General features: G+C 62.4%; 20 protein-coding genes. 9 read left to right on the plus strand and 11 right to left on the minus strand.

What is annotated here, in order from left to right; genetic code table 11:
- Window positions 1–142: 142 nt before the first annotated feature.
- Genes LH128_RS20340 through LH128_RS20380 form a run of 9 tightly spaced genes read right to left on the minus strand, consistent with a single transcriptional unit; the run spans window position 143 to window position 8,337 of the window.
- Window positions 143–508 (minus strand): hypothetical protein, encoded by a 366-nt coding sequence (locus tag LH128_RS20340; protein ID WP_008831568.1) that lies wholly within the window; start codon window positions 506–508, stop codon window positions 143–145.
- A gap of 5 nt (window positions 509–513) precedes the next feature.
- Window positions 514–3,087: a type IV secretion system protein TraC gene (traC, locus tag LH128_RS20345; protein ID WP_008831569.1), complete on the minus strand. Its 2,574-nt coding sequence runs from the start codon at window positions 3,085–3,087 to the stop codon at window positions 514–516.
- Window positions 3,084–4,052, minus strand: a complete 969-nt coding sequence (locus LH128_RS20350) for a TraV family lipoprotein (RefSeq protein ID WP_008831570.1) — start codon at window positions 4,050–4,052, stop codon at window positions 3,084–3,086. Before LH128_RS20350 ends, traC begins: the two co-directional genes overlap by 4 nt.
- Window positions 4,052–4,972 carry a DsbC family protein gene (locus LH128_RS20355; protein WP_008831571.1) on the minus strand — a complete coding sequence of 307 codons (921 nt, stop codon included), beginning with the start codon at window positions 4,970–4,972 and terminating at the stop codon, window positions 4,052–4,054. Before LH128_RS20355 ends, LH128_RS20350 begins: the two co-directional genes overlap by 1 nt.
- Window positions 4,959–6,284 carry a TraB/VirB10 family protein gene (locus LH128_RS20360; RefSeq protein ID WP_008831572.1) on the minus strand — a complete coding sequence of 442 codons (1,326 nt, stop codon included), beginning with the start codon at window positions 6,282–6,284 and terminating at the stop codon, window positions 4,959–4,961. The genes LH128_RS20355 and LH128_RS20360 overlap by 14 nt, the downstream gene beginning before the upstream one ends.
- A 3-nt stretch (window positions 6,285–6,287) precedes the next feature.
- Entirely contained in the window at window positions 6,288–7,100 is an 813-nt protein-coding gene (locus LH128_RS20365) for a type-F conjugative transfer system secretin TraK (protein ID WP_008831573.1), read from the minus strand.
- Window positions 7,097–7,669 carry a type IV conjugative transfer system protein TraE gene (locus tag LH128_RS20370; RefSeq protein WP_008831574.1) on the minus strand — a complete coding sequence of 191 codons (573 nt, stop codon included), beginning with the start codon at window positions 7,667–7,669 and terminating at the stop codon, window positions 7,097–7,099. Before LH128_RS20370 ends, LH128_RS20365 begins: the two co-directional genes overlap by 4 nt.
- Before the next feature lies 1 nt (window position 7,670).
- Window positions 7,671–7,961 (minus strand): type IV conjugative transfer system protein TraL, encoded by a 291-nt coding sequence (traL, locus tag LH128_RS20375; RefSeq protein WP_008831575.1) that lies wholly within the window; start codon window positions 7,959–7,961, stop codon window positions 7,671–7,673.
- Between the two features lie 55 nt (window positions 7,962–8,016).
- Entirely contained in the window at window positions 8,017–8,337 is a 321-nt protein-coding gene (locus LH128_RS20380) for a hypothetical protein (protein ID WP_008831576.1), read from the minus strand.
- A 639-nt stretch (window positions 8,338–8,976) separates the two neighbouring features.
- On the opposite strand from LH128_RS20380, the gene LH128_RS33630 reads away from it, so the two are divergent.
- From LH128_RS33630 to LH128_RS20395, 4 genes are all read left to right on the plus strand, one after another.
- Window positions 8,977–9,288 (plus strand): hypothetical protein, encoded by a 312-nt coding sequence (locus tag LH128_RS33630; protein WP_172705124.1) that lies wholly within the window; start codon window positions 8,977–8,979, stop codon window positions 9,286–9,288.
- A gap of 188 nt (window positions 9,289–9,476) precedes the next feature.
- Window positions 9,477–9,905 (plus strand): hypothetical protein, encoded by a 429-nt coding sequence (locus LH128_RS20385; protein WP_037520545.1) that lies wholly within the window; start codon window positions 9,477–9,479, stop codon window positions 9,903–9,905.
- A gap of 230 nt (window positions 9,906–10,135) precedes the next feature.
- Window positions 10,136–11,017: a replication initiator protein A gene (locus tag LH128_RS20390; protein ID WP_008831578.1), complete on the plus strand. Its 882-nt coding sequence runs from the start codon at window positions 10,136–10,138 to the stop codon at window positions 11,015–11,017.
- Between the two features lie 708 nt (window positions 11,018–11,725).
- The gene (locus LH128_RS20395; protein WP_172705125.1) at window positions 11,726–12,523 is read left to right on the plus strand and encodes a helix-turn-helix domain-containing protein; all 798 of its coding nucleotides are present in this window, start codon (window positions 11,726–11,728) and stop codon (window positions 12,521–12,523) included.
- A 265-nt stretch (window positions 12,524–12,788) separates the two neighbouring features.
- On the opposite strand, the gene LH128_RS20400 is transcribed toward LH128_RS20395, so the two are convergent.
- Entirely contained in the window at window positions 12,789–13,622 is an 834-nt protein-coding gene (locus tag LH128_RS20400; protein WP_327195229.1) for a lytic transglycosylase domain-containing protein, read from the minus strand.
- A 169-nt stretch (window positions 13,623–13,791) separates the two neighbouring features.
- Here LH128_RS20400 and LH128_RS20405 point away from each other — a divergent pair, with 169 nt between their 5' ends.
- Window positions 13,792–15,084, plus strand: coding sequence for a hypothetical protein (locus LH128_RS20405; protein WP_008831581.1), 1,293 nt, complete (start codon window positions 13,792–13,794; stop codon window positions 15,082–15,084).
- A gap of 5 nt (window positions 15,085–15,089) precedes the next feature.
- On the opposite strand, the gene LH128_RS20410 is transcribed toward LH128_RS20405, so the two are convergent.
- On the minus strand, window positions 15,090–15,359 hold the full coding sequence (locus LH128_RS20410) for a hypothetical protein (RefSeq protein WP_008831582.1): 270 nt from the start codon (window positions 15,357–15,359) through the stop codon (window positions 15,090–15,092).
- A gap of 224 nt (window positions 15,360–15,583) precedes the next feature.
- On the opposite strand from LH128_RS20410, the gene LH128_RS20415 reads away from it, so the two are divergent.
- From LH128_RS20415 to LH128_RS20430, 4 genes are all read left to right on the plus strand, one after another.
- Window positions 15,584–15,823: a hypothetical protein gene (locus LH128_RS20415; protein ID WP_008831583.1), complete on the plus strand. Its 240-nt coding sequence runs from the start codon at window positions 15,584–15,586 to the stop codon at window positions 15,821–15,823.
- Complete coding sequence (locus tag LH128_RS20420) at window positions 15,820–16,686, plus strand: DUF7146 domain-containing protein (protein ID WP_008831584.1); 867 nt, start codon at window positions 15,820–15,822, stop codon at window positions 16,684–16,686. Before LH128_RS20415 ends, LH128_RS20420 begins: the two co-directional genes overlap by 4 nt.
- Before the next feature lie 34 nt (window positions 16,687–16,720).
- Entirely contained in the window at window positions 16,721–20,944 is a 4,224-nt protein-coding gene (locus LH128_RS20425; protein ID WP_008831585.1) for a strawberry notch-like NTP hydrolase domain-containing protein, read from the plus strand.
- Window positions 20,945–21,067: 123 nt separating this feature from the next.
- On the plus strand, window positions 21,068–22,107 hold a 1,040-nt coding region (locus tag LH128_RS20430; RefSeq protein WP_008831586.1), incomplete at its 3' end, for a ParB/RepB/Spo0J family partition protein.

Here is a 22,107-nt window from a genome sequence, read left to right on the forward strand (position 1 = left end):
TTGCGCGGCTGCGCGGCGGCCGCCGCCGGCGCTGCGGGAATAGCGCTTGCGAGCGAGGGTTCGGGCTGTGGTGTGGATGCGGGGGCGGTGGCGGCGAGAGCATCGCTCTCGGGTCCAACTTCACTATTCCAGGTCGGTTCGCTCATGCGCCTTGCTCCGGGCTCAAAGTGTCGCGCGGCACGATGGCGTGCCGGCGAAAGAAGACGATCACACCGGCCACCACGAGGTGCAGCACGGCGACGAGAACCTTGAAATCGGCGGTGCGCGAAGCCTCAGCCGCGATGTAGCGGCTCGAGAGGTTGGCGAGCTGATGCATCATCCCATCGAGACTGAAGCCGCCGATCGCGACGAAGAAGAGGACGAACGCCCCCCAGGTCATCAGCAGGGTCACAGCCAGAAATCCGATGGTATGAAGCAGGACATAGAGGAGGAACCTCGGGTCGGTCCCTCGGTCCTGCCCGTCCTGTCGATCCTGACGGGCCTTACGCTGCACGCCGATGCTCGCCATCCCGCTTACTCCGCTGCGATCGGGATGGCGTCGTCACCGCCCCACTTTTCAGGATTGTTGGGGAAGGCGACCCGCTCGATCGCCTCATCCATCGACAGGCCCTGGCCGAGCAGATCGTGGATCGCGGCGAAGGTCTTGGGCGAGGAAGAGAAGACGGTGGCCGAGTAGGCATCGAGGACGAGCCTGCCAGTCGCCTGCATGTCCGGCCCTTTGATGAAGACGTCGGAATACTCGATGCCGCTGCGCTTCAGGGACCGCACCAGCGCATCGGTGTGATCGTCCATGTCGAAGCGGCCGAGCCGCTTGAAGTCGTTGATGGTCTCCTCCTTCTGGGCGAGGATGACCGACCAGTCGCTGTTCTCCAGCGCCGCGCGCGATCCGTCGGACTTGTAGTAGTCGTTGAGGCTCTGCGTCGCCGTCACCAGCGAGGCCCCGTATTTGCGGCAGGTACGGGCATAGGCTTCAATGAAGTCGGCCATCGACCCGCCTTTCAGCATCTGCCAGGCTTCATCAAGCAGCAGCGCCTTGGGGATCGAGCGGTCCACGCGGCGCATCATCTGCGATGCCATGAACATGATGGCGGTCAGCACCACCGAGCGCAGTTCCTCGCGCGAGGACAGGTCCGACAGCTCGAAGACAGTCAGGTTCGCCTTCAACTCGAAGGAAACCTCGCCCTGGAAGAAGCGGCCGTAAGTGCCCGACGACGAGAACGGACGCATGGCGATGCCGAGATCCACGCCGAGCGGATTGCCGGTGTCCGTCAGCGCCGCGATCACATCGTCGATCGAGCCCTGGCGGCCCTTGGCGCTCCAGACCTCGTTGACCGCGCCGTCGATCAGGCCGCGCTCGGTATCGTTGAGCTTGTCGACGTGACGCGCCATCTGGTTGACGATGGACTTGAGCATCGCGAAGCAGTCCATGAGGTAATCCTCATCCCGCTCGGCCATTTCCATGTCGATCATCGAGAAGGGGTTGATGCAGAAGCCCGAGGACATGGTGAATTCGACGAAGGCACCGCCCTGCAGCTTGGCCGAGTGCTCGAACGAGCGGCCATCGTCTATCACCACCACCTTGGCCCCGGCTCCGCACAAGGCGGAGCAAAGTTCCTGAAGCGCGACGGACTTGCCCGAACCGGACTTGCCGAACACCGCGACATTGTGGTTGCCCGAGTTGTTCTCGAACGGCGACCAGAAGAAGGGCTGGCCGCGCCGCCCGATCAGCATCATGTGCGGCACATTGGCGCCGAGATACTCGCCCTGGATCGGCGCGAGGCTGGACGCCGTCGTCGTCAGGACCGAGCGGAAGCGCTTCATGTTTTTCAGGTCGAACGACAGGCCGTTGGCCATCGTCATCGGCATCGCCGCGAGCAGGCCCTGGATCTGCAGGTAGCGATCGTCGAGCAGATCCCATCCCGCGGCGCGGTACACGGACTTCAGGACGCGCTCGTTGGCATCGCCCTTGCCCTTGGGCGAGAAGGACGTCACCGAGTAGAACGCCTGGATCAGCTTGCGGCCCTGCCGAAGCTCATCCTTGACGAACTCCCACTCGCGCGACTGGTCTTTCAGCTGCGGCAGCATCCGCGCCGACTTGGAATCGGCAAGGCTGGTGGTGCGCATGAACTTGCGCGAGGCCCGCAGGCTCTCGCTTTCGGCGTCGGGGAAATCGAGGCACAGGTTCGTCGAAACCGGGCAGGGCATGCGAAGCTTGTCGGCGAACATGTCGCCGATCAGCTTGGCCATGTCCCACGGCGCCCAGCGCTGCGGCAGGTTGCGCACCGAAAACGAGCGCACGTCGAAGACGTCGGGATAGATCTCCCCGATCTCCGGCGCCTCGTCGACCATCTTGCCCGTTGGGCGGAACCGCTCGGTGCGCAGGAGGATGCGGTCGGGCTCGATCTTCATCTCCAGATCGTGCCGCACCGCCTGGTCCGCGATCGGATCGAACGGGTTGTAGATGATGTTGTCGTCACCGGGCGCCGTCGTCGGCGACGTGATGTCGTCGATCCACGCGATCAGCGCCTGCGGGTCCATCGGGCGCGCATGGATGCCGATCGATTCCAGCGAGGAGGTCAGGCTTTCGAGGACCGAGACGATTTCCTCGTTCGTCACCCGGCTCGTTTCCGGGGTGGCATAGGAAATCGCGAGGCGATGATTGCGCAGATGGAAAGGCGCGGCCGAGGACAGCGAGTTCCAGACCCCATCGAGCAGGTACTCGGTGCGATGCTTGGCCATGCGCTCGTAGACGCTGCCGGCCATGAAGCGCGGCAGATACCACTGCGACAGGCGCTCACCCACGCGCGGGCTCATCCAGCCATGGAACTGCAGCGTTCCCGGCGTTGGCACGCCTTCGGAGAGAAACTGCGTCATGATCTCCGAGGTGCGCTCGTTCGCGCCCATCATCGGCGTCGCCTCGAGGACGAAGCCCCGCGACGCGTTATTGTAGAACAGGTGCGTCTTGGGATCGTAGCTGCGGTAGGGCAGCCAATGGACGAGGCGAGGGACCGTGGTGTCAGGGCGCCCTGCCTCTGGCTTTGAGTTGTCGCCCAGGATTGCGCCCATGATCTTGCTGAACATATTCATGGCTGCACTCCCGGAAACGACCCGGCGCGCATCACGGGCAGGGGACTGGCTTCCTTCGCGGCGGCCCTGGCTTCGGGCTCTGCTCGTCCAAGCGCACCGCGAATGGCAGGATCGGCCTCAACGGCCGCGATCGCAGCCTTGCCCTTCGCGCTTGCGTGCTGTGGCACCGAGATCATCGGTCCAGCCACTACGGGCTGAGCTGCGACACCGTCCTTGGGGGCCGGGGCAGGGGACGCAGATGAGAGGGGGGTGGCAGGCGCCGGTTGGGAGGCCGGCGCCTGCGCGACAGGCTTGGGCTGAGCCTGGCGCTGGGGCTTGGGAGTGGAGGGCGCCGCGCGCGTGCGACGCGGCGTGGTGAGGCTGCGGGCGACCTGATCCTTGATGTCCCCGACCGGGTCGCTCGACTGGACTTCCCCGCCATTGCCCTGCGCGCGCGCCATTGCGACGGCCTCAGGAGTGGGAAGGTCGGGATCGACTGCCAGCGTCTCGATCATGGGCGGCTCGGCGCGCTCGACAGCGGCGAGGAGCGTATCGCGACCAGCGGCAGCGGCGACTTCCTCGGCCGTGCCCGCAACCGCATTGCCGGCAAGCGCCTCGGACCATTCACCACGCTCGACGACAGCGTGAACTGCAGTCTGCTCGTGAAGCCGCCCGGAGGCGTCGATCTGCGCGGGGAAGACGATGCGCAGCACCCGTTCGCGCGTACGAACCGGAGAGCTGGCCTTCTGGTAGCCGCGTCCTTCGCTTGGCGGTTCCACATAGGGACCGGCAGGCGCGATCATGTGATCGCCTTCATCGCCTGAGATCATGGCCAGCGCTCGATCGTCGATGTTGCCGCTCGGCGCGCAGATGCCGTCAGGCGCGCGGCAGGCGAAATCGCCCTTCACGTTCCCACTCAGCGACATGCAGCCCGAGAGGCTGGCGCTACCCAGCAAGAGGCCCGCAAGGGCAAGACGCCCCCGCATCACGACTGGCCTCCCTTGAGCCAGTTCTCGAGGAACTCCTTGGGCCTATAGCCCTCGAGCACGCTGCCATCATCGCGCACGATGACGGGCGTACCGCCCAGGCCATGCTTGCGAGCAAAAGCCTCGTTGGCATCGAGACCCGCCGTGTTGCAGGGGCCGGTGCCCTTGACGTCCTGACCGGAGTACGCCGCGTGAAGCGCCTTCGCCTTGTCCTTCGCACAGTAGACCTTGTCCGCGATGTCGCGGCTTCCGAGCACCGAGATCGGCCGCTCGACGACGCGCACGTTCATGGAGGCAAGCGTGTTGCTCAGCGCGCGGCAGTAGCTGCAGCGAAAATCGCTGAACACGGTGACGGTCTTGCCCGAGGAATTGCCCCAGACGATCGCGCCTTCCTTGGGCAGCTCACCCAGCGGCAGCTTCTGGATCGGCGCCGCCGCAGCCTTGGCTGCAGCGGCAGGCCGTGCCGCCAGCGCTGGCTCGCTGTCGTCAGCGCCCGCCGCGTTGGCCTTGGCCGAACCGCCCAGCAGCATGTCGGGGTTCATCTCGAGGAGCCGCGTCGCGGTCAGATCCTGGCGCGTCTCCATGTCGTAGACGCGGCCGATCACCAGATAGCGTGCGGTGCGATCAATGTAGAACAGGTTGCTGCCGGCAGTCACTTCGCACAGGCCATCGACCTTGTCGCAATTGACGCTCGTGACCTTGGTCTTGGGCAGGCGCGCTTTCAGCAGCTCGGCGACGGTCTTGCTCGGCGGCGCCATGAAATCGCGCGCATAGGCCAGCGTTGCGATCCCGCCACCGGCAAAGGCCAGCGCGCAGGTGAAATAGAGGAAGGCGTTACGCATGAGCGGACGCTTCACCTCTGTCTCCAGGTCAGGAACGGCGCTCTCGGCGCTGCCTTCAAGATGTTCAGTTGCGGACATAGACACCCTCCAGGAAGACGATTTCGACATCGACGCCGGTGGGCATTTCGATGACGGGCTGGTACTGCTCGGCGCGCTCGATCAGGTACTTGCTGACCATGTCGCCGGTCTGCGAAACGCCCTCGCCAAGGCCGCCCTTGGCGATGTCCCCCATCGACAGATCCTGCCGCTTGCCATCGACGATGACGTTGGGCTGGGTGAGCGCATTGTTAGAATTGGCCGCGAAGCCGCGACCAAAGCCACCGACGAGACCGGCAATGAAGGCCTGGGTGACGAGGCTGCCTTCACGGCTCACGACACGGCCGCGAACGCCCGTCTTGCCGCCAAAGGCGATGAAGCCCTTGACCTCGGACACCGCATAGCGGCCACCGGGCTGCGGGCAGGTCATCTTCTGCAGCTTCACGTAGACCTTCTCGCTCGACAGTTCGCCGCGCGCGGCACCGTTGATGAGGCAGCCCTGGATTTTGGTGGTCAGCAGCTTGCCGTTCTGAAGCACCGAGCGGGCGGGGCCGGTGACACGCAGCACGACGGGCAGGGGATCGGTCTGGCTCTGCACGCCAGCTGCCGCATCGACCCCGACGATGACCTTGGCGGTGGCGAAGCTATTGGGCGGAAGGTAGTTCGGGCTGTCCGTATAGACGGTATTGCCCTTCTCGACCTTCTTGGCGTTGCCTGTCTCGCCCCCGGTGAACGAAACCATTTTGACTTCGCTGGACCGGACGGGGGGCGAGTCCGGTCCAGCGTCGCCACCAGCGCCAGGACGCTGATAGGTAGGGGAGCCCGGGCCGTAGAGAGCGGCGGGACCGGGCTGCGGCGCAACCGGAGTGGCCCTCTCGTTGATCTGGCGGCGCAGCTGCTCGTTCTCGGTCTGGTAGGCACTGACGACGCGCTGGCCATCAGCTGTCATCGACTGGTTCTGCGCGCGCAGCGCCTCGATCTGCTCGGAAAGCTGCGCGACTTTGGCATTGGTGCCGCCCACCGACTTGAGCTGGTTCTCTTGGCTCTGGAAACGGTTTTCCGACTGCGCCATCCATTCCTGCTCGGAGAGATTGCGGTTCATCATGTCCTTGGTCGAGACCTGGACATCCTCGATCTTGTCATCCGACTGCCCTGCGACCTTCCCGTTGTCCGAGAAGATCCACATGCTGGCGGCCACCACACCAACCACCGCCACGCCGCTCAGGAGCATGCGCTGTTTGCGGCGGGTTTCGGTGTTGCCGTCCAGCTCATTGGCTACCGGCGACACGCCCTCGCCGCCCTCGGGGCCGTCGAGGGATTTGCGCGAGCGCGAAAAGATACCCTTCAAGTCCATGGCTCAGTTCCCGGTACGAGAGACGAGGTAAGCGGTCGTGACCTTGCCGGGCGCGAGGCGCGGCTCGGCGATCGAAACCGCAAGCGAGGAGGCCGGCGCAACGCTGGCCTCGGTCAGGGTCGCTTCCTGCGTCCCCTTGTTCTCGATGCGCAGAACGCGGCCGGTCATTTCCGAGCCGCGATATTCCGCGATCATCTGAACCTTGAGGTCGCCCACGTAGACCGGGCGAAGGGAGCGCTGGCGCATCTCGTAGCCGTCAACGATCTGACCGCCGTACATCGCCTGGACCAGCTCGATCGCCCGATCCTGCGAACTGGCTTGCTGCACGCCCCGCGGCCCGGCTTCGGCGGCATCGGCTTTGGCGATCGCCGGGTTCGAAATGAAAACCTGCACCGCCTGGTCGCCTGCGATCCGGCAGATGAACTTGTAAACGTAGCCGCGCTTGGAGGTCGCGAAGAACGACAGGGCAGGGCGGGCGAACCCGTCCGGCACCGACAGATAGATGTCGCCGCGCACCGGTTCGTTGACCACGCTGAAGTCGTCCGCCGGATTGCCGGTGTTGATCTTCGAGACCGACGCGAACTCGTCTTCGACAAGGCTGATCCGGGTTAGGTCGCGCGCCGAGGCGCTGCATTCGACCTGGCTGCCGTCCGAGGCCATCAGCGTCTGGTCGCCCAGCGCCAAGGCGGGCGCCGAAATGCCCATTGCCGATGCTGCGATAAGCAACGCGCCCGTCGTGCGGCTCACAATGCACATGCGCGAACACAGCGCGGCGCCGGCGATGGCCGAGCCGATCAGGTATTGGGTGGGTGTCATGACAGCCCGCCTTTCTTCTTTTCTGGCTGGACCATCCCGAAGCCGATCAGCTTCAGCGAAAGCCCCGAATATTCCCAGGTGAACTGGAAGGTGCGAATGTCGCTGGAGACCACCTTCTGGCCGACCACCGTGTTGAGCTTGCCGGTGACGCTCGAACGCAGGTTCTGGGTGTCGATCTCCATCGACTGGATCTGGAAGTACTGCGAGATGCTCGAGCCGCGCTGCTCGTTGACGATCTCGAGCAGGTCCGCCTTGATCTTGCCCTGCGCGCGAGGCGAGACGATCTCGAGCACCGACTTCATCCAGTAGTCGAGACTACCGGGCGAGCGATCGAGCGTCAGGATCGCGGTGTCCCGCGTCATCAGCTCGAGGTACTCACGCGAGACGCCCGCGCTCGACAGCGTCAGCGGCGAACGCAGGACGGGCTGGAGCACGATCTCGCGGCTGCGCGTGACCGAGAAGAGGAGCAGCAGGGCGACGACGCCCGCCAGAACGAGGGCCGTGACCCCCAGCATGTTGCGCTGGCGCAGGATGCGTTGGCTCTGCGCGTGCTGATACGAAAATTCCATGTCAGCCCACCATCAGTCGGAGGTAGGAAGGCGGCGTGGCCCGCAGCGACGGAAACCCGCCCGGCAGATGCCAGTAGGCCAGATGGATCAGCCACGATGTTGCCCGTCCCGCCTTGGCTTTTCGTAGAGCCCACCAGCCCAGGAAGGCAAAGCCAATCCCGATGACGATGTGTTGGGACAGGATTCCCCAGATGAAGGGGAGGACCATCGCGAGGAACTCATCAAGCGTCCAGAAGCCGATCAACTCGGGATCGTCGAGATGAGAGGGGATCACATACTTGTCGGCTGCCATGCCACGCCACCTTCCAAAAGGTGCCGGCGAAGCTGCTACTTCGCCGGCAGTCGGGTCAGATCGTGGCGGTGACGGTCGAGGTGACGATCGGAATGCCGGTGCCGGCCCCGACGCCGACGCCGACCGGGATCGCGACCTGGCCGAGGCTGAAACGGCCCGAGGCGAGACCGACGATACCGCCCGCGAGCGAGAGCACCGTGATGATCTTGCCGCCCGAACCTTCGAGGAAGCCGGTGAACTGCGTCAGGGCGGTGTCGAAGGTGGTGTCGGCGCCGGCGAATGCCGGGCCGGCGAAAGCAACGGCAGCAGCGGCGAGGCCGATCACTGCAGCTGCGGTGGCTTCACGGCTCACGCCGCGGTTGAGCAGGGTCTTCATATAAGAGTCTCCTTCAATCGAGCGCATTTCAGCGCGCCCAAAGGAAGGCTGGCGAACACCTCACCGCACCGACAAGCCTGAAAAGCAGGAACAAGCTTGGGGACTGGACGTTCTTTTCCGAGAACGCGGAAATGACGCCCCGAATCGGCCCTTTGGTCCCATTCGGGGGACCGCTGTCCTACGCACGGGACCGCCGTCCTGCATCCGGGACCACGGTCCTACCAGCGGGACCGCTGTCCCGTATCCGGGACCACGGTCCTATGAGCGGGACCGCTGTCCTGTTGCAGGGACCACGGTCCTACCAGCGGGACTGCTGTCCCAAATGGGGGACAACCTACATTTCACGGCTATCACGCTCGCATAAGTGCTTCACTGTTGAGCATAATCTTCATAACCCACATGGATCGTTGGAAATTTTGCAATCTATCCTATCGTACAAGGTTGGGGAGCAGCTGGATGGCTGATTCGAGCGGGGATCGGTAAGTAATTATGTCAAATGAACAGAACACATATCGAATGGATGTGTCAGAATACTACTTCCGTCTAACCACGGAGTGCATACGCCTGCACTCTAACAGTTCTCTCAAGCATTCATCATTTGGCGACATGATAAATGATCGCGCACAACTTGCTAATTCAGTGACCGCGAGGCGTAAGCCCCAGCACATAATTAAGCATCTTCAGATGATACCCAGTAAAGGAGAAATTCCTCTCGAAGTTGAAATCCTCGAATCAAGCTCTGAAAAAATATCCACGTCTTCCAAGGCCATTGAGGAGGCCATTGGAAGTTCAATCGAATTTGCGGACGCCCTCTCGGTAATCATGTTTGATTTCATGGTCGAGGCAAACCGGACGGAAGTTCTTCTAAAGATTGGACTTACATCGGACGAAGCCGCAGAATATCGCAAATTACTCAAGCCTGGCCCGTCCGGAGTAAAATCAATTAACTGACGGATTATAGTTATTTCCGCGATATTGCTTCTTCGCTCTTGCGAGGGGTTTGCAACGGCCATTCCTTTCGGTATCGCTTAGAGGGCATTACCGGAGGATTGGCGATGGGGGCACCAACATTTGAAACGGACCAGCTTACTGAGAGCCCGGTCCAATCATTTGGTTTCGTTGACTATGTCTTATGCCGAATGAAGCAGGACGGCCTGCAATACCGCGATCTTGCAGATAAAATTGGTCTCTCAAAGACCCGAACCCATAACGTGTTCCACCCGGAACCCAGCAAGCGTCGACCGTTGTATATGCATGAGTTCCGCGCAGTAGCAGCTGCACTGGATCTCTCACCGCTCGAAGCCGCTCTTGTCAGTGACCTTTATAGCGGGGCAGGTGGGGCCAGCGAGGGTGTTGAATCTCAGATCAAACTCTACGCTGGCATCATCAATCGCTTCCACGACCAGATGAAGCAGGTGGTTGACCGGCTTGGCGGTTTGGAATGGGACGATGTCCGCGCCTCGCATGGCGAATGGATCATCGATCTCGTTATGGCTGAAATTGAGACTGCCTACGCAGACTTTGCGGATCGCAAGGAAGTCCGTCTCAGAGATCGGGCAACGTTCTAGCTAAGCGCAGCCGGGCAAACAGAATCAACAGGCTGGAGGGTTTTCCGTGCCAAAGCACGAATCCTGACCGTTGGGGCGCCAATAGGCGGCCCAAGGCGCACCCAGGCCATCATCCCACAGCAAATGTTCGTGCTTTGACACGGAAAACTAAGCCGCGGAACAAAGCGAGATAGACATCGCACACCGTGCGAACCATGCTTTCGATCGCTAACCGCTCAAGGCACCTAGGTATGGATATCCAGCAACGCGACCTCTTCGAACTCGACAGCCCACTGTACGCGGACGTGCATGGGGAGCGAACGGTTGCGGAGTTTCCATTCTTTGCCCTCTCCAAACGGCCTCAAATGACCCCCATGGTCTTTGAAAACGGCTCCGCGCGGATCGAGATCAACCCCAGTAAAACAGGGGTTGCTACGATTTATGACAAGGAAATTCTTCTATATATCGCCAGCCTCATGGCTGAACGCATGGATCGCGGTGAAAGGGTCGACCGGGTGATGAGCTTCACCGCGAATGATTTATTTCGCGTGACGAGCACCAACCCGTCAGCCCGATCCTATGACATGCTCAAAGCTTCCCTGGCTCGCCTCCAAGGCACTCAGATCATCACGAACATTGAGACCGGGGGAGAAGGTTCGGACAGCGCTTTCTCGTGGCTTCTGAAGGCCGATATTAAGTACATCAAATCTAGCAATGGTGATCGCAGGGTCAAGAAAATCGAAGTGATGGTATGCGATTGGCTATATCGCGCCATCCTGCAGGACAAGCGCATTGCCGCTTACCATTTGGGATTTTTCAAACTCGGCCCGATTGAACGGCGATTGTATGAGTTGGCCAAATTCAACTGCGTTGACGAAACGGGCTTTGAAATTGACATGGAAACTCTTGCTGAAAGAGTTGGATGCGCAACTGATAAGCGGGGACTTGAGCACTTCAAAAGGCAACTACGCGTCGTAGCTGAAGACCAGACTCTGCCCGAATATGAGGTTCGCCTAGCCGAAGAGAAAATACCGTCGGCTCGTGGTGGGCGACCTAAGATAAAGACGATCGTGTTGTTCTCATCCATCCCAATCACACAATTGGACAATCAGACACTTCCATTGTTCGATTGATGCATGAGTATTGCAGTACAAGTCATACCTGAACTCTACGTACTGCTTGAGGCACGAACAAAGAACCCCATCAGAGGTTTTCCGTGTCAAAGCACGAATCGTCCGTCCCCCTGCAGCCGTCAACGAGATCGTCCCTCTCAGCAGGGTTTTCCGTGTCAAAGCACGAACTCTTGTTTGGGACCGGGGCGACCGGACTTGGCCTACGCTCGCCATCAGGTAGTTTTCCGTGTCAAAACACGAACTGTTCTGCGGCGCCGGTGCAAGCGGACTCTGCCTACGATCATCGCAAGCACACTTTTCCGTGTCAAAGCACGAAAGAAAAATGAGTTTTCCGTGTCAAAGCACGAGTCAAACCACTTTGGCTTCGACTGCGATGCAGCCATTCAATGAGAACCGATTCAATCGTCTTTCGCGCATGCATCCGCTCTCGAGCGCATGCTTAGAATATAGCGAGGCAATACCGCATCGGTGGTGAATTGTTTCTGAAGCAGGAGTTTTGGCTGTGACCAAATAAAGGAAAACCCGGCGCTAAGGCCGGGCATCCCATTTTCAGCGATCGAATTTCGATCGGGTATGTCAGCGGCGCCAACCGCTAACGGTCTACATTCCTAGACCCGACATAACCGATCCCGGTCCCCGATGCAAGGATGCGCGTTCTGCGCCACGGAACCTCTTTGCCTGGTCCAGCCTCCATCAAGGAGGATGACGATGGGGATCTATGCAGTCGGTGATACGGCACAAAGTGTGCTGTCCGGTGTCCCAGTTAATACTAAAAAGTCCCGTTCCGGCGCGAAGCATCGCACCGGGGCACCTGTAAGGGCGGGCAGCCTCGAGGCAAACACCTTCGAAGAAACCTTCTTCCAGGTGCCGAGCAAGGGCGAGCCTGATCGCATGCTGGCCAAGGCCAGGTATGCACTCGATGCCGGCAGGAAGCTGTTGCGCGAGCACAAGGCGGGCCTACGCAGCCTCACTGCATCTGAACGGCTGCTCACGACCCTTACGGCCTCGGCTGTGCGCATCTACGAAGAGCTGACCAAGCTGGCGCGCCTGTGCGCCGGGAAAGTCTATCCCAGTTACGACCACCTCGTTGAAGCGACAGGGCTTGGTCGTTCCACAGTCAGGCGCGCTCTCGCCGTGCTGGAAGTCATCGGCTTCATCATCCGGCAGCGCCGGTTCAAACGGGTTGAAGCCGATGGGCCTGGACCTCGTTTCAAGCAGACTTCCAACGTCTACCGCATTCTAACGCCCAAAAGCGTTCATCGATATACGCCTCGCTGGATGCGCTCTGCACCACCCCCCGTTGACGATGACTGGCGCCGTTCGGATGAAGCTGAGCAGGTCAGCGCGATGGTCGCGTCCCTCTCATGCAAGGAATTTGCAAAGATGTCCGTGGGCGGCGTGCTCGGCGGCGTCCTTGCCCAACTTGGCGCTGCAATGGACAATAAGGAAGACCGTGAACGCAAAGCATCAGCGAGGGCAAAGGTGGCCCTTTCATGTGCTTCATAGCGCGAGGTTCATTATGGCGCTTAACCTCAAACCAAATATTATTTGTATAAGGGAAAATGGAGTTGGCCTAAGTCGGCCAACGCACCGATCTGACGATCCAAGGCCGCATCAACAGCTCACTCAGGAATCCAACGCACAAAGCCGCACCCTCAGGAGTGTCGGCTACGCCGCCACGTGCTCCCAGGGGGAGCAGGCGACTTCTTCCGCTCTCTTTTCGCGCCCTCGCGCTAAACGAAGGGTTGGAAAGGCGCGAAATTTACAGGGATCAGAATGCCGATACCGCGACAGTGCGGCCTTTGAGCTCAGGCACGAAACCGGCCCGTTGCTGTACCGCACCATATCCACGAAGCCGCGACCAATTATCGAGGATGGTCGCCACGTAGCCCTGCGTTTCCCTGATCCGCGGAACAACCCCGCCCTTAACCCGGCCCGGCCCGGCGTTATAGGCCGCCAGTGCCAGATGCACCTGCCCGAACGTGTCGAGCTGGGTCCGCAGATAACGGGCGCCGCCGCGCAGATTCTGGACGGGATCATAGGGGTTAACCCCAAGCTGGGCCGCAGTCCCCGGCATCAGTTGCGCCAGGCCGTAGGCTTTCATCTTCGAGATCGCTGCCGGATTATACCGGCTCTCCTGAATGATCATCGCGTCAAACAGGCCGGTCGGAATGCCGTGTTCGCAGGCGATTGCACTCATCATTCCATAATAGGCGGCGCGGCGCGCCTCTGCATCCGGCTTCAGAAAGCCCGATGGACGATAGGGAATGGAGGCGCATCCCGGCGTGTAAGGCACTGCAGCAGGCGCGGGATATTGCCCTTTCATCCATCCTGGCACCGCGATCGAGGAAACCGGTGCAACCCCGGCCGCCGACAGATCATACGAGGCTACAAGCTCGCCCTGGCCCACTGCCGGCGCAGAAAACTCCTGCCCCATCTGGTACTCAACATAGCGGCGCGACAGATCATGGACGCGGAACGCCTCGGGAATACCCGCGTCAGATCCAGCAGCCGGCATTACCGGCGAGACGTCCGCCTCCGGCACAGGCTGCCCCATTACGACAAGCTCCACCTTTCGCGTCGTTTTTACTTCGCCCGCGCTCACACTATTGGGAACGATGCAAAGTAACGCGATCAGTCCCGATGCTCGATGTACACGCATATGAACCCTCCAAAGCCTTGATAAGAGAATTGGAGTTCACCGCCTTTGCCCTTGTCAACGCCGCCAAGCTCACGAACACTTTTTTAGAAAAAGGCTTTGGAAGGCTTCCAGCATGTGGCTCGTCCCCCGCGACACCAACGGCAAAGGCTCAAATCGCATCCCTCTACCCCCCGATCTGCGCGCGGCGCTGATCCGATGGTACGTCGGCAAAGGCACGGTCCACGACGAACAGGCCGGCATCACGCTCGTCCAGCAGGCCCGGATCGGGCACAGGTGGATCGCCTGCGATTGTCTTGGCGCCGACAAGGCTCCCGCCATCCTGACGCCGGCCTTTCTCTCCGAGGCAGAAACATACTATCTGCGCCGGCTCACCAGTTCGAAGAGGCCCGAGCATCTGCCCGACTGCCCGTTCTTCCGCGACCAGGTGACGATCCGCATCAGCGAGGTACGCTCGCGATCGACGCCGCTCGAGCCACCCTCAGGCTTCTTCGAGGTGCTTAAACCCGCGCCGGAGAAATTGGCGCAGCGCCCCGAGGACGATTCCAACGACGATCGCACCCGACACGCCTCGATCCCGAGGCTGGCCCGATTGCTCTGGCGCCTCATGGCCGCTGCCGGCGTCAACCGCATTGCTCCGCTCGCCTATCGGGAGGAATGGTCGATCCGGCATGAGTTCGCGGCGCTCACCAGAGCGGCGGGGCTGATCGAGATCGCGCCGGGAATCCAGCTGGAGAAAGCCTTCTGGACCCACCCGAAGCCCCTGCAGGCGCGCGCCGTCTACGCCACGCTGCGCGCGCTGGAGGACAGATGGCCCCGCGACCATGCGCCGCAAGGCTTTGTCCTTCTCTATGCCAAGGGCATTCATGGACAGGAAATCACGCTGCCTGACGGCGACACCGTGACGATCGCTAACCGCATCCAGTCGCCATCGGTGCGCGGCAACCCGATTGCGGGTCCGTTCCTGGTCATCATCGTCGTCGGCAAATATCCCGAGGCCAAAGGATACGCGCCGCTGCGCGCCTATGCCCAGCCCATCCTCAATGGGCGCCTGTTCGCGCCGGTCGATTCCGATTTCGAGCGCGACGTTTTCCGAACCATCCTGCGCACCCAGCAGGAATTGCACGGCCGCGGCATCGACCTCGCGATCGACAAACCGGTTTTCGACACGCTGACACCCGATGGGCCGTGTCGCCCGGATTTCCTGATCGAGGCAAGATCACGCGAGACCGGCGAGATCCGCAATCTTGTCGTCGAGGCCATGGGCTTCAGAACCGAGGAGTACGAGGCGAGCAAGGCCATCACGCATCCACGCATGGCGCATCTTGGGCAAATCGTGACCATCGACCGGCAGGACGATGACGCTCACACGGGACGGCGCGCGCTTCTTCGAGGGCTCGGCCTTTGAGGCCGTCAGCGCCAGGAAAGGCTGGCCGCAAAATATCCGATGATGCCAAGCGTCACTGGCGTCGAGAGCAGATAGAGTTTCTGCCAGCGCCACCATATCCGGGGCAGCAGCAACGCAGCACCTTTGACGCTGCGCGCGTCCTGCCAGATCCGATCGTTCCAGATGCCGTGCAGCGCGACCGAGACCGACAGGACCATGGCAATCGAACAGCACAGGCTGGTTGCGAGGTAAATGGCCATCCAGTTGGCGATCTCGAGAGGCGTGAACTGTGACATCTATCCTTCCGCTATACCTGTAATTTTCTACCAGGGCATCCGATTCCGAAACCTACATTCTTACAGGTAAATCGATAATATCGTTGGACTATCAAGTATTTTCACAGACAAATGCGGCAAGAGTGGAGAGGGAAGAGAGGGAGTGGACCGAGCAGATCGGCCAAACGCCCTTCAACCATAAGCAGCTGCCTTACCGCGCATCTGCGTCATGGAGGTAACTCCCCATGGAACGCTTTGTTCTCTTCATCAGCGAGCCGGGATCTGATGACATCGTAGACATTCACCCCAGCAAGCCGGCGGCCGAAAGCGCGCTGGTCGACTATGTGCGCGCCCGCTCCGCCAGTATCGGATTGCCTGCCCATCCTGACGACGATCGGGCGGTGGCCTCCTATTTCCAGAACAGCGAAGCCATTTATGCGATCACCCGCGTCATGCCGCTGGCCAAGCCGGGCAACGACCAATGACTATCGTCGCCCGCCGCCCCTCGCAGAAGCTCATCGACATCGTCGGCACCCTGCGCGGCACCTGGCATGGAACCCGGGCCATGTGCCGCTGCCCGGCCCATGATGACCACGAGCCCAGCCTGTCCCTCCGGCAAGGGGATCGCGGCATCCTCGTGACCTGCTTTGCCGGTTGCGATTCCATCGACGTGCTGCGCGAACTCGATCGCATCGCCATCACGCGCCATTACGAGCCGCCGCCATACAATGTGCGGGCCGGCACCGCGAATATCGAGCGGCTCTGGTCGCAGGCGCAGTCCGTCCCGGGTACGCTCGGTGAACGCTATCTGGGCTCGCGATTCCTGCTTCCCGTTCCCGGTGACGTCCGCTTTCATCCGCGCTGCCCGCATGGCGCAAAGCCCAATACCGTCTTCAAGCCCGCCTTGCTGGTCGCGGTGCGCGAAGGCCAGCGGCTTGTCGCCCTGCAGCGGATCTTCCTCGATCCTGAAACCGCGCGATACACCGCCAAGGCGACGATCGGTTCACTCGGTATGGGCGCCTGGCGCGGTGGCGGTATCGGCCCCACCATCGGGCTTGCCGAAGGCTTCGAGACCGCTCGAGCCTGGAGCCGTATCAACAACCTTCCGTGCTGGGCGACCCTCGGCTCGCGCCGGTTCGGCCTGGTGACGATCCCCGACAGCGTGACCGAACTGATCCTTGCGGGCGATTACGACACGGCGGGGCGCCGGGCGGTAAACCGGGCATCGCACCGCTACGCCCATGACAACCGTGTGATCCGGGTCGATTTCCCAAAGGGCTTCAAGGATTGGGCCCAGGCGCTCGAAGCTATCGAGACGCAGAAGAGTGGAGGGGGAGGGGAAGGGTGATCTGCCGTTCGGCAGAGAGCCCAAGGAGACCCTCATGCGCGACCTTCTCGATCTCACGCACATCAATGATGCGCCGGCAGCGCGCACGATCGCCGCCCTACTCGCCACCGATGCATCCATTACCCGCCGCCAGCTGAATGAAGCCATGGTGCAGGCTTTCGGCGGCAGTGACGCCGATGGGCGCTGGACCCAGCGCGACAGCTTCGAGATGCTCGAGCATGCCCTTGCCCTTCATCTCGCCAGCGACGGCCATCGCATCAACGCCCCTGCAGACATCGCCATTTCGTGCGGGCTGATGCAGCGCCTGCCGACGCAGACCGTGCGCAGCGAGGAACAGATCGAGCTGCAGCAGTTTTCGACACCCGCCGATATTGCGGCGCTGGCCATGATGCTCGCGTCGATCGGCGCCGACGATGTCGTGCTCGAGCCGAGCGCCGGAAACGGCCTTCTGATCGCCCAGGCCCCGCGCGGCCGCATCCTTCAGCTCAACGAAATCGACCCGCGGCGCCGCGAACGGCTCGCGCATATCTTCCCCGATGCGACGATCACCGGCCATGATGGCGCGGCGCTGGTCGCCCTTCACGCGGATCTCCCGCGTCCAAGCGTCGTGCTCATGAACCCGCCGTTCTCGCGCAGCATCGGCCGCGGCGCCGATGACCTGGCGGCGCTGCGCCATCTGCAGGCGGCAATCAAGCGGGTCAGCCCAGGCGGGCGCGTCGTTGCCATCATGCCCGACTGGTTCACGCCCTGCGCGCGGCTTCTCACTGCCTACGAAGCGATCCTGAGCGGCTGCACGGTACGCTCCTCGCTTCGCCTCGAGCACTGCTATCGCAAGCACGGCACCAACATTGCGGTTCGCCTCTATGTCATCGACAAGATCGCCGGCGACCTTATGCCTGCCGTCATCGAGCGCGCAGCCGTGCTCGACTTCCTCGATGCCGTCGAAATCCCCGCACGCATCAAGCTGCAGCCCGCCGCCGGTCTTCCCGCTCGCGTCGCGCCCGCGAAGCCGACTTCGCTGTTCGGCGCCGCGCGCAAGACCAAGGTGGCCGCGCCGCGCCCCTATCACGCGCCCAAGGCCAATGCGGTCCTGCCCGTCGGCTATCGCAAGCTGGACACCCCGGCACCGCTGGCGCAGCAGGTCGGCGTCTACCTGCCGTACCGGCCAAGCCGCATCGTCTTCGACGCTGCAGGAGAGCACCCCACCGCGCTCGTTGAGTCGGTCGCCATGGGCTCGATCCCGGCGCCGATCCCCGATCACGTCCCCCATCTGCCCGAGCGCACCGTCAGCGAGCGGCTCCTCTCCTCTTCCCAGCTCGAAACCGTCGTCTATGCAGGCCACGCCTGGAACCAGACGCTGCCGGGCACCTTCAAACCGGCCAAGGAAGGGGTCGGTCTCGTTGTCGATGCCGAAGGCCGCAAGTACCGCAAGGGCTTCTTCCTGGGCGACGGCACCGGCGCGGGCAAAGGACGGCAGATCGCCGCCTGCATCCTCGACAACAAGCTGCAGGGCCGCCGCCGCCACATCTTCGTCACCAAGAACGAGCCCCTTCTCGAGGACATCCGCCGGGACGTCACCGCGCTTGGCGGGCTGTCGGCCGACGTGCAGCCGCTCTCGAACTGGAAGATCGGCCAGCCCATCACGCTCGAAGAGGGCACCTTGTTCGTCACGTATCCGGGGCTGCGATCGGGCCGCTCTGACGCAACGCGCCTACAGCAGATCCTCGATTGGGCCGGCCCCGACTTCGACGGCGTGATCGCTTTCGACGAAGCCCACGAAATGGGCGGTGTCGCGGGCGGCGAGGGCGCCCTTGGCAAGACCGAAGGCTCTCAGCAGGGCATCTGCGGCGTCCTTCTGCAGAACCATCTTCCCGATGCGCGCGTGCTCTATGCATCCGCCACCGGGGCTTCAGACGTCAACAACCTCGCCTATGCCGTGCGCCTCGGCCTCTGGGGCCCGGAAACCTCCTTCCCCGACCGGGAATCCTTCATCTCCAACATCCGTCAGGGCGGCATCGCCGCGATGGAACTGGTGGCCCGTGACCTGAAGGCGCTCGGGCTCTACACGGCGCGCGCGCTCAGTTTCGCGGGCGTCGAATACGAAGTGCTGCGCCACGAACTGACGCCTGCCCAGATCGAGATCTACGACACCTATTGCCGGGCATGGCAGGTCATCAACACCAACCTTGCCGCCGCGCTCGAGGCGACAAACGTGGTCGACGCCCTTGAGGGCAAGACGCTGAACTCGGGCGCGAAGGCTGCCGCCCGCTCCCGTCTGGAAGGGACGCGCCAGCGTTTCTTCGGACAGGTGCTGCTTTCGATGAAGCTGCCCACTGTGATCGCGGCGATCGAGGGGCACCTGAAGCAGGATCATTCGGTGGTCGTGCAGCTGGTGACGACGGCCGAGGCCATCCTCGACCGGCGTCTCTCCGAGATGACGGCTGAGGAACGCGCCGAGCCGCAGATCGAGTTGTCGCCTACCGACCAGATTGTCGATTACCTCAAGCGGGCCTTCCCGACCCACCAGATGGAGGTCTTCAAGGACGACACCGGCGCCCTCCATTCCCGGCCCATGCGCGACGAGGACGGCAACCCGGTCCACAATCCCGAAGCCACGGCCGCACGCGACAACCTGATCGAGCATCTGTGCGCGCTGCCACCCATCAAGTCGGGCCTCGATGCGCTCATCGAACATTTCGGGCCCGATCGCATCGCCGAAGTCACCGGGCGATCCAAGCGCCTGATCACCGGCCCGGACGGACGCCAGAAGGTCGAGACACGAACGCCGCGCACCAGTCAGGCCGAGGCCAGCGCCTTCATGAACGATCAGAAGAAGGTGCTCGTCTTCTCCGATGCCGGTGGCACGGGCCGGTCCTATCATGCCAGCCTCGATGCGGTGAACCAAGACCGGCGTGCCCATCTTCTGCTCGAACCGGGCTGGCGCGCTGACCGGGCCATTCAGGGGCTCGGCCGAACGCACCGCACCCATCAGGCATCGACGCCGCTGTTCCGTCCCGTCACCACCGACTGCAAGGGCGAGCTGCGCTTCACCTCGACGATCGCGCGGCGCCTCGACAGCCTTGGCGCCCTCACACGCGGCCAGCGCCAGACCGGAGGGCAGGGCCTGTTCGATCCCGCGGACAACCTCGAGAGCGATTACGCCCGAGATGCCCTCGTGTCGTGGTTCCACCTTCTCTATCTCGGCAAGCTCAAGAGCACCAACATGACCGAGTTCGTTGACCTGAGCGGGCTCGAGATCACCGAGGGCGACGGCGTCCTGAAGGAAGACCTGCCGCCGATCCAGCGCTGGCTCAATCGCCTGCTGGCTCTGCCGATCGCGCTGCAGAACAAGATCTTCGAGGAATACCTCACCCTCGTTGAAACCCGCGTCGCCGCCGCCCGCGAGGCCGGCACTCTCGATGTCGGTGTCGAGACAATCACGGCCGACAGCGCCCGCGTCATCAGCGACACGATCCTGCGGACCGATGCCGGCACCGGCGCCACCACGCACCTTCTCACCATCGAGATCGCACGGCGCAAGAACCCGATTTCGCTCGAGCGCATCCTCGACATGGTCCGCTGGCGCGACAACCCGGCTTTCGTCATGAATGCGAAGTCGGGCCGGGTCGCGCTGCGCAGCCGGGCAAACGCCTGGATGGACGACGAGGGCGAGCCGATCCTTCGCATCGAGCTGCAGCGGCCCTGCAGCCGCAAATCCATGCGCGAGGCGGATCTGTTCGAGACGGCATGGGAAGAGATCGACGAAGAGACCTTCCGGGCAAAGTGGCAGGCCGAAGTCAATGAGGCGGCCGAGCAGCTGGACACCGAGACGGTGCGCCTCGCAACCGGCCTCCTCCTGCCGATCTGGTCGGCGCTGCCTTCCGATCATCTCGCGGTCAACCGGATCGTCGACAAGAATGGCAACAGCTGGCTTGGCCGTATCGTCTTCGAGCACAGCATCGTCGACCTCTTCACCAAGCTGGGCCTTGCGAGCAGCGAGGAGATGCCCGTCGAAGCCATCACCAATGCCGTCCTCGCCGGGCGCAGCGTCCAGGTGACGCGCCCGTTCCCGATGGCCTTCAAGCGCTCGCATGTGAACGGCAACCCGCGTGTCGAGATCGTCGACGCCCCGGCATCGCAGCTTGCGTGGCTCAAGTCGCTCGGCGCCTTCACCGAGATCATCCAGTACCGCACCCGCGTCTTCATCCCCGTCGCGCAGGCCGAAGCCATCATCTCCGAGATCCTCAAACCCTCCTGACCCTCTTCGCCTCTTCATCCTGATCGAGCCCGAGCCCCGATGCAGCCGGGTCGGTCAGGAGAGGAGGGGGAAGAGGAAGGGTGTCCGTGAATTGGCCGGACGATGAGAAGAAGGTGTTTTACCATGATCCAGACCGTCAAGCTCGCGAAGCTGGTCCTGTCCGACATTAACGTGCGCACCCGCGGCGAAGACCTGATCGAACAGTTCGCCGCCGACATTTCCGCGCGCGGCATCCTGCAGAACCTGGTCGTAGCCTCGGTGAAGAAGCCGCGCGGTTCCTACGGTGTCATCGCCGGCAGCCGCCGTTTTCGTGCCCTGAAGCTGCTCGCCGAGCGCGGCGAGATCAACGAAGCCGAATATGACGTACCGGTCCTCATCCTCACCGGCGGCAACGACGAGCTTTCCGAAGCCTCGCTCGCTGAAAACTTCCATCACCTCAATATGTCGCCTGCCGATGAATGCCGCGCCTTCCAGCACTGCCTCGGCCAGGGCGGCGACATCGACGCTGTCGCCAAGCGTTTCGGCATCACCCGCCGCTTCGTCGAAGGCCGCCTGCGCCTCGCCAATCTCGCCGAGCCGATCTTCGAGGCTCTGAAATCGGGCGCGATGACGCTCGACATGGCCAAGGCTTATGCTTCGACCGAAAGCCATGAGCGCCAGCTGATGGTCTGGAACAGCTATGGCGCCAACAGCTACCACGCCAGCGCCGACACCATCCGCCGCGTCATCGCCAACGAGTCCATGAAGTCGACCGATCCCGTCGCGCGTCTCGTCGGCGAGGAAGCCTATGTGGCCGCAGGCGGCACCGTCGATCGCGACCTGTTCAGTGACAACGGCGATCGCTGGACCAACCCCGAGATCGCGCAGGCCCTCGCGGCGGCCGCCATGGAGGCCGAAGCCAAGCGCATCGGTGAAGAACGCGGCCTCGCCTGGATTCGTCCGGTTGCCTCGAACTCCACCTGGGAAGCTGCACGCGGCCTGTTCCACGTCCACCTGCCGAGCCTTCCGCTCACCGAGGCGCAGACCATTCGCATCAGTGAAATCGAAGCGCGCCTCAGCATCGTCAGCCTCGAGATGGACGACGAGGAAATCGAGGAAGAAGCCTGGCAGGCCCTCGATGCCGAACACGATGCTCTCAGCGACGAACTGCGCGATGCCGGTCG

It is taken from the genome of Sphingomonas sp. LH128 (genome assembly GCF_000293195.2).
Lineage (GTDB): Bacteria > Pseudomonadota > Alphaproteobacteria > Sphingomonadales > Sphingomonadaceae > Novosphingobium > Novosphingobium resinovorum_A.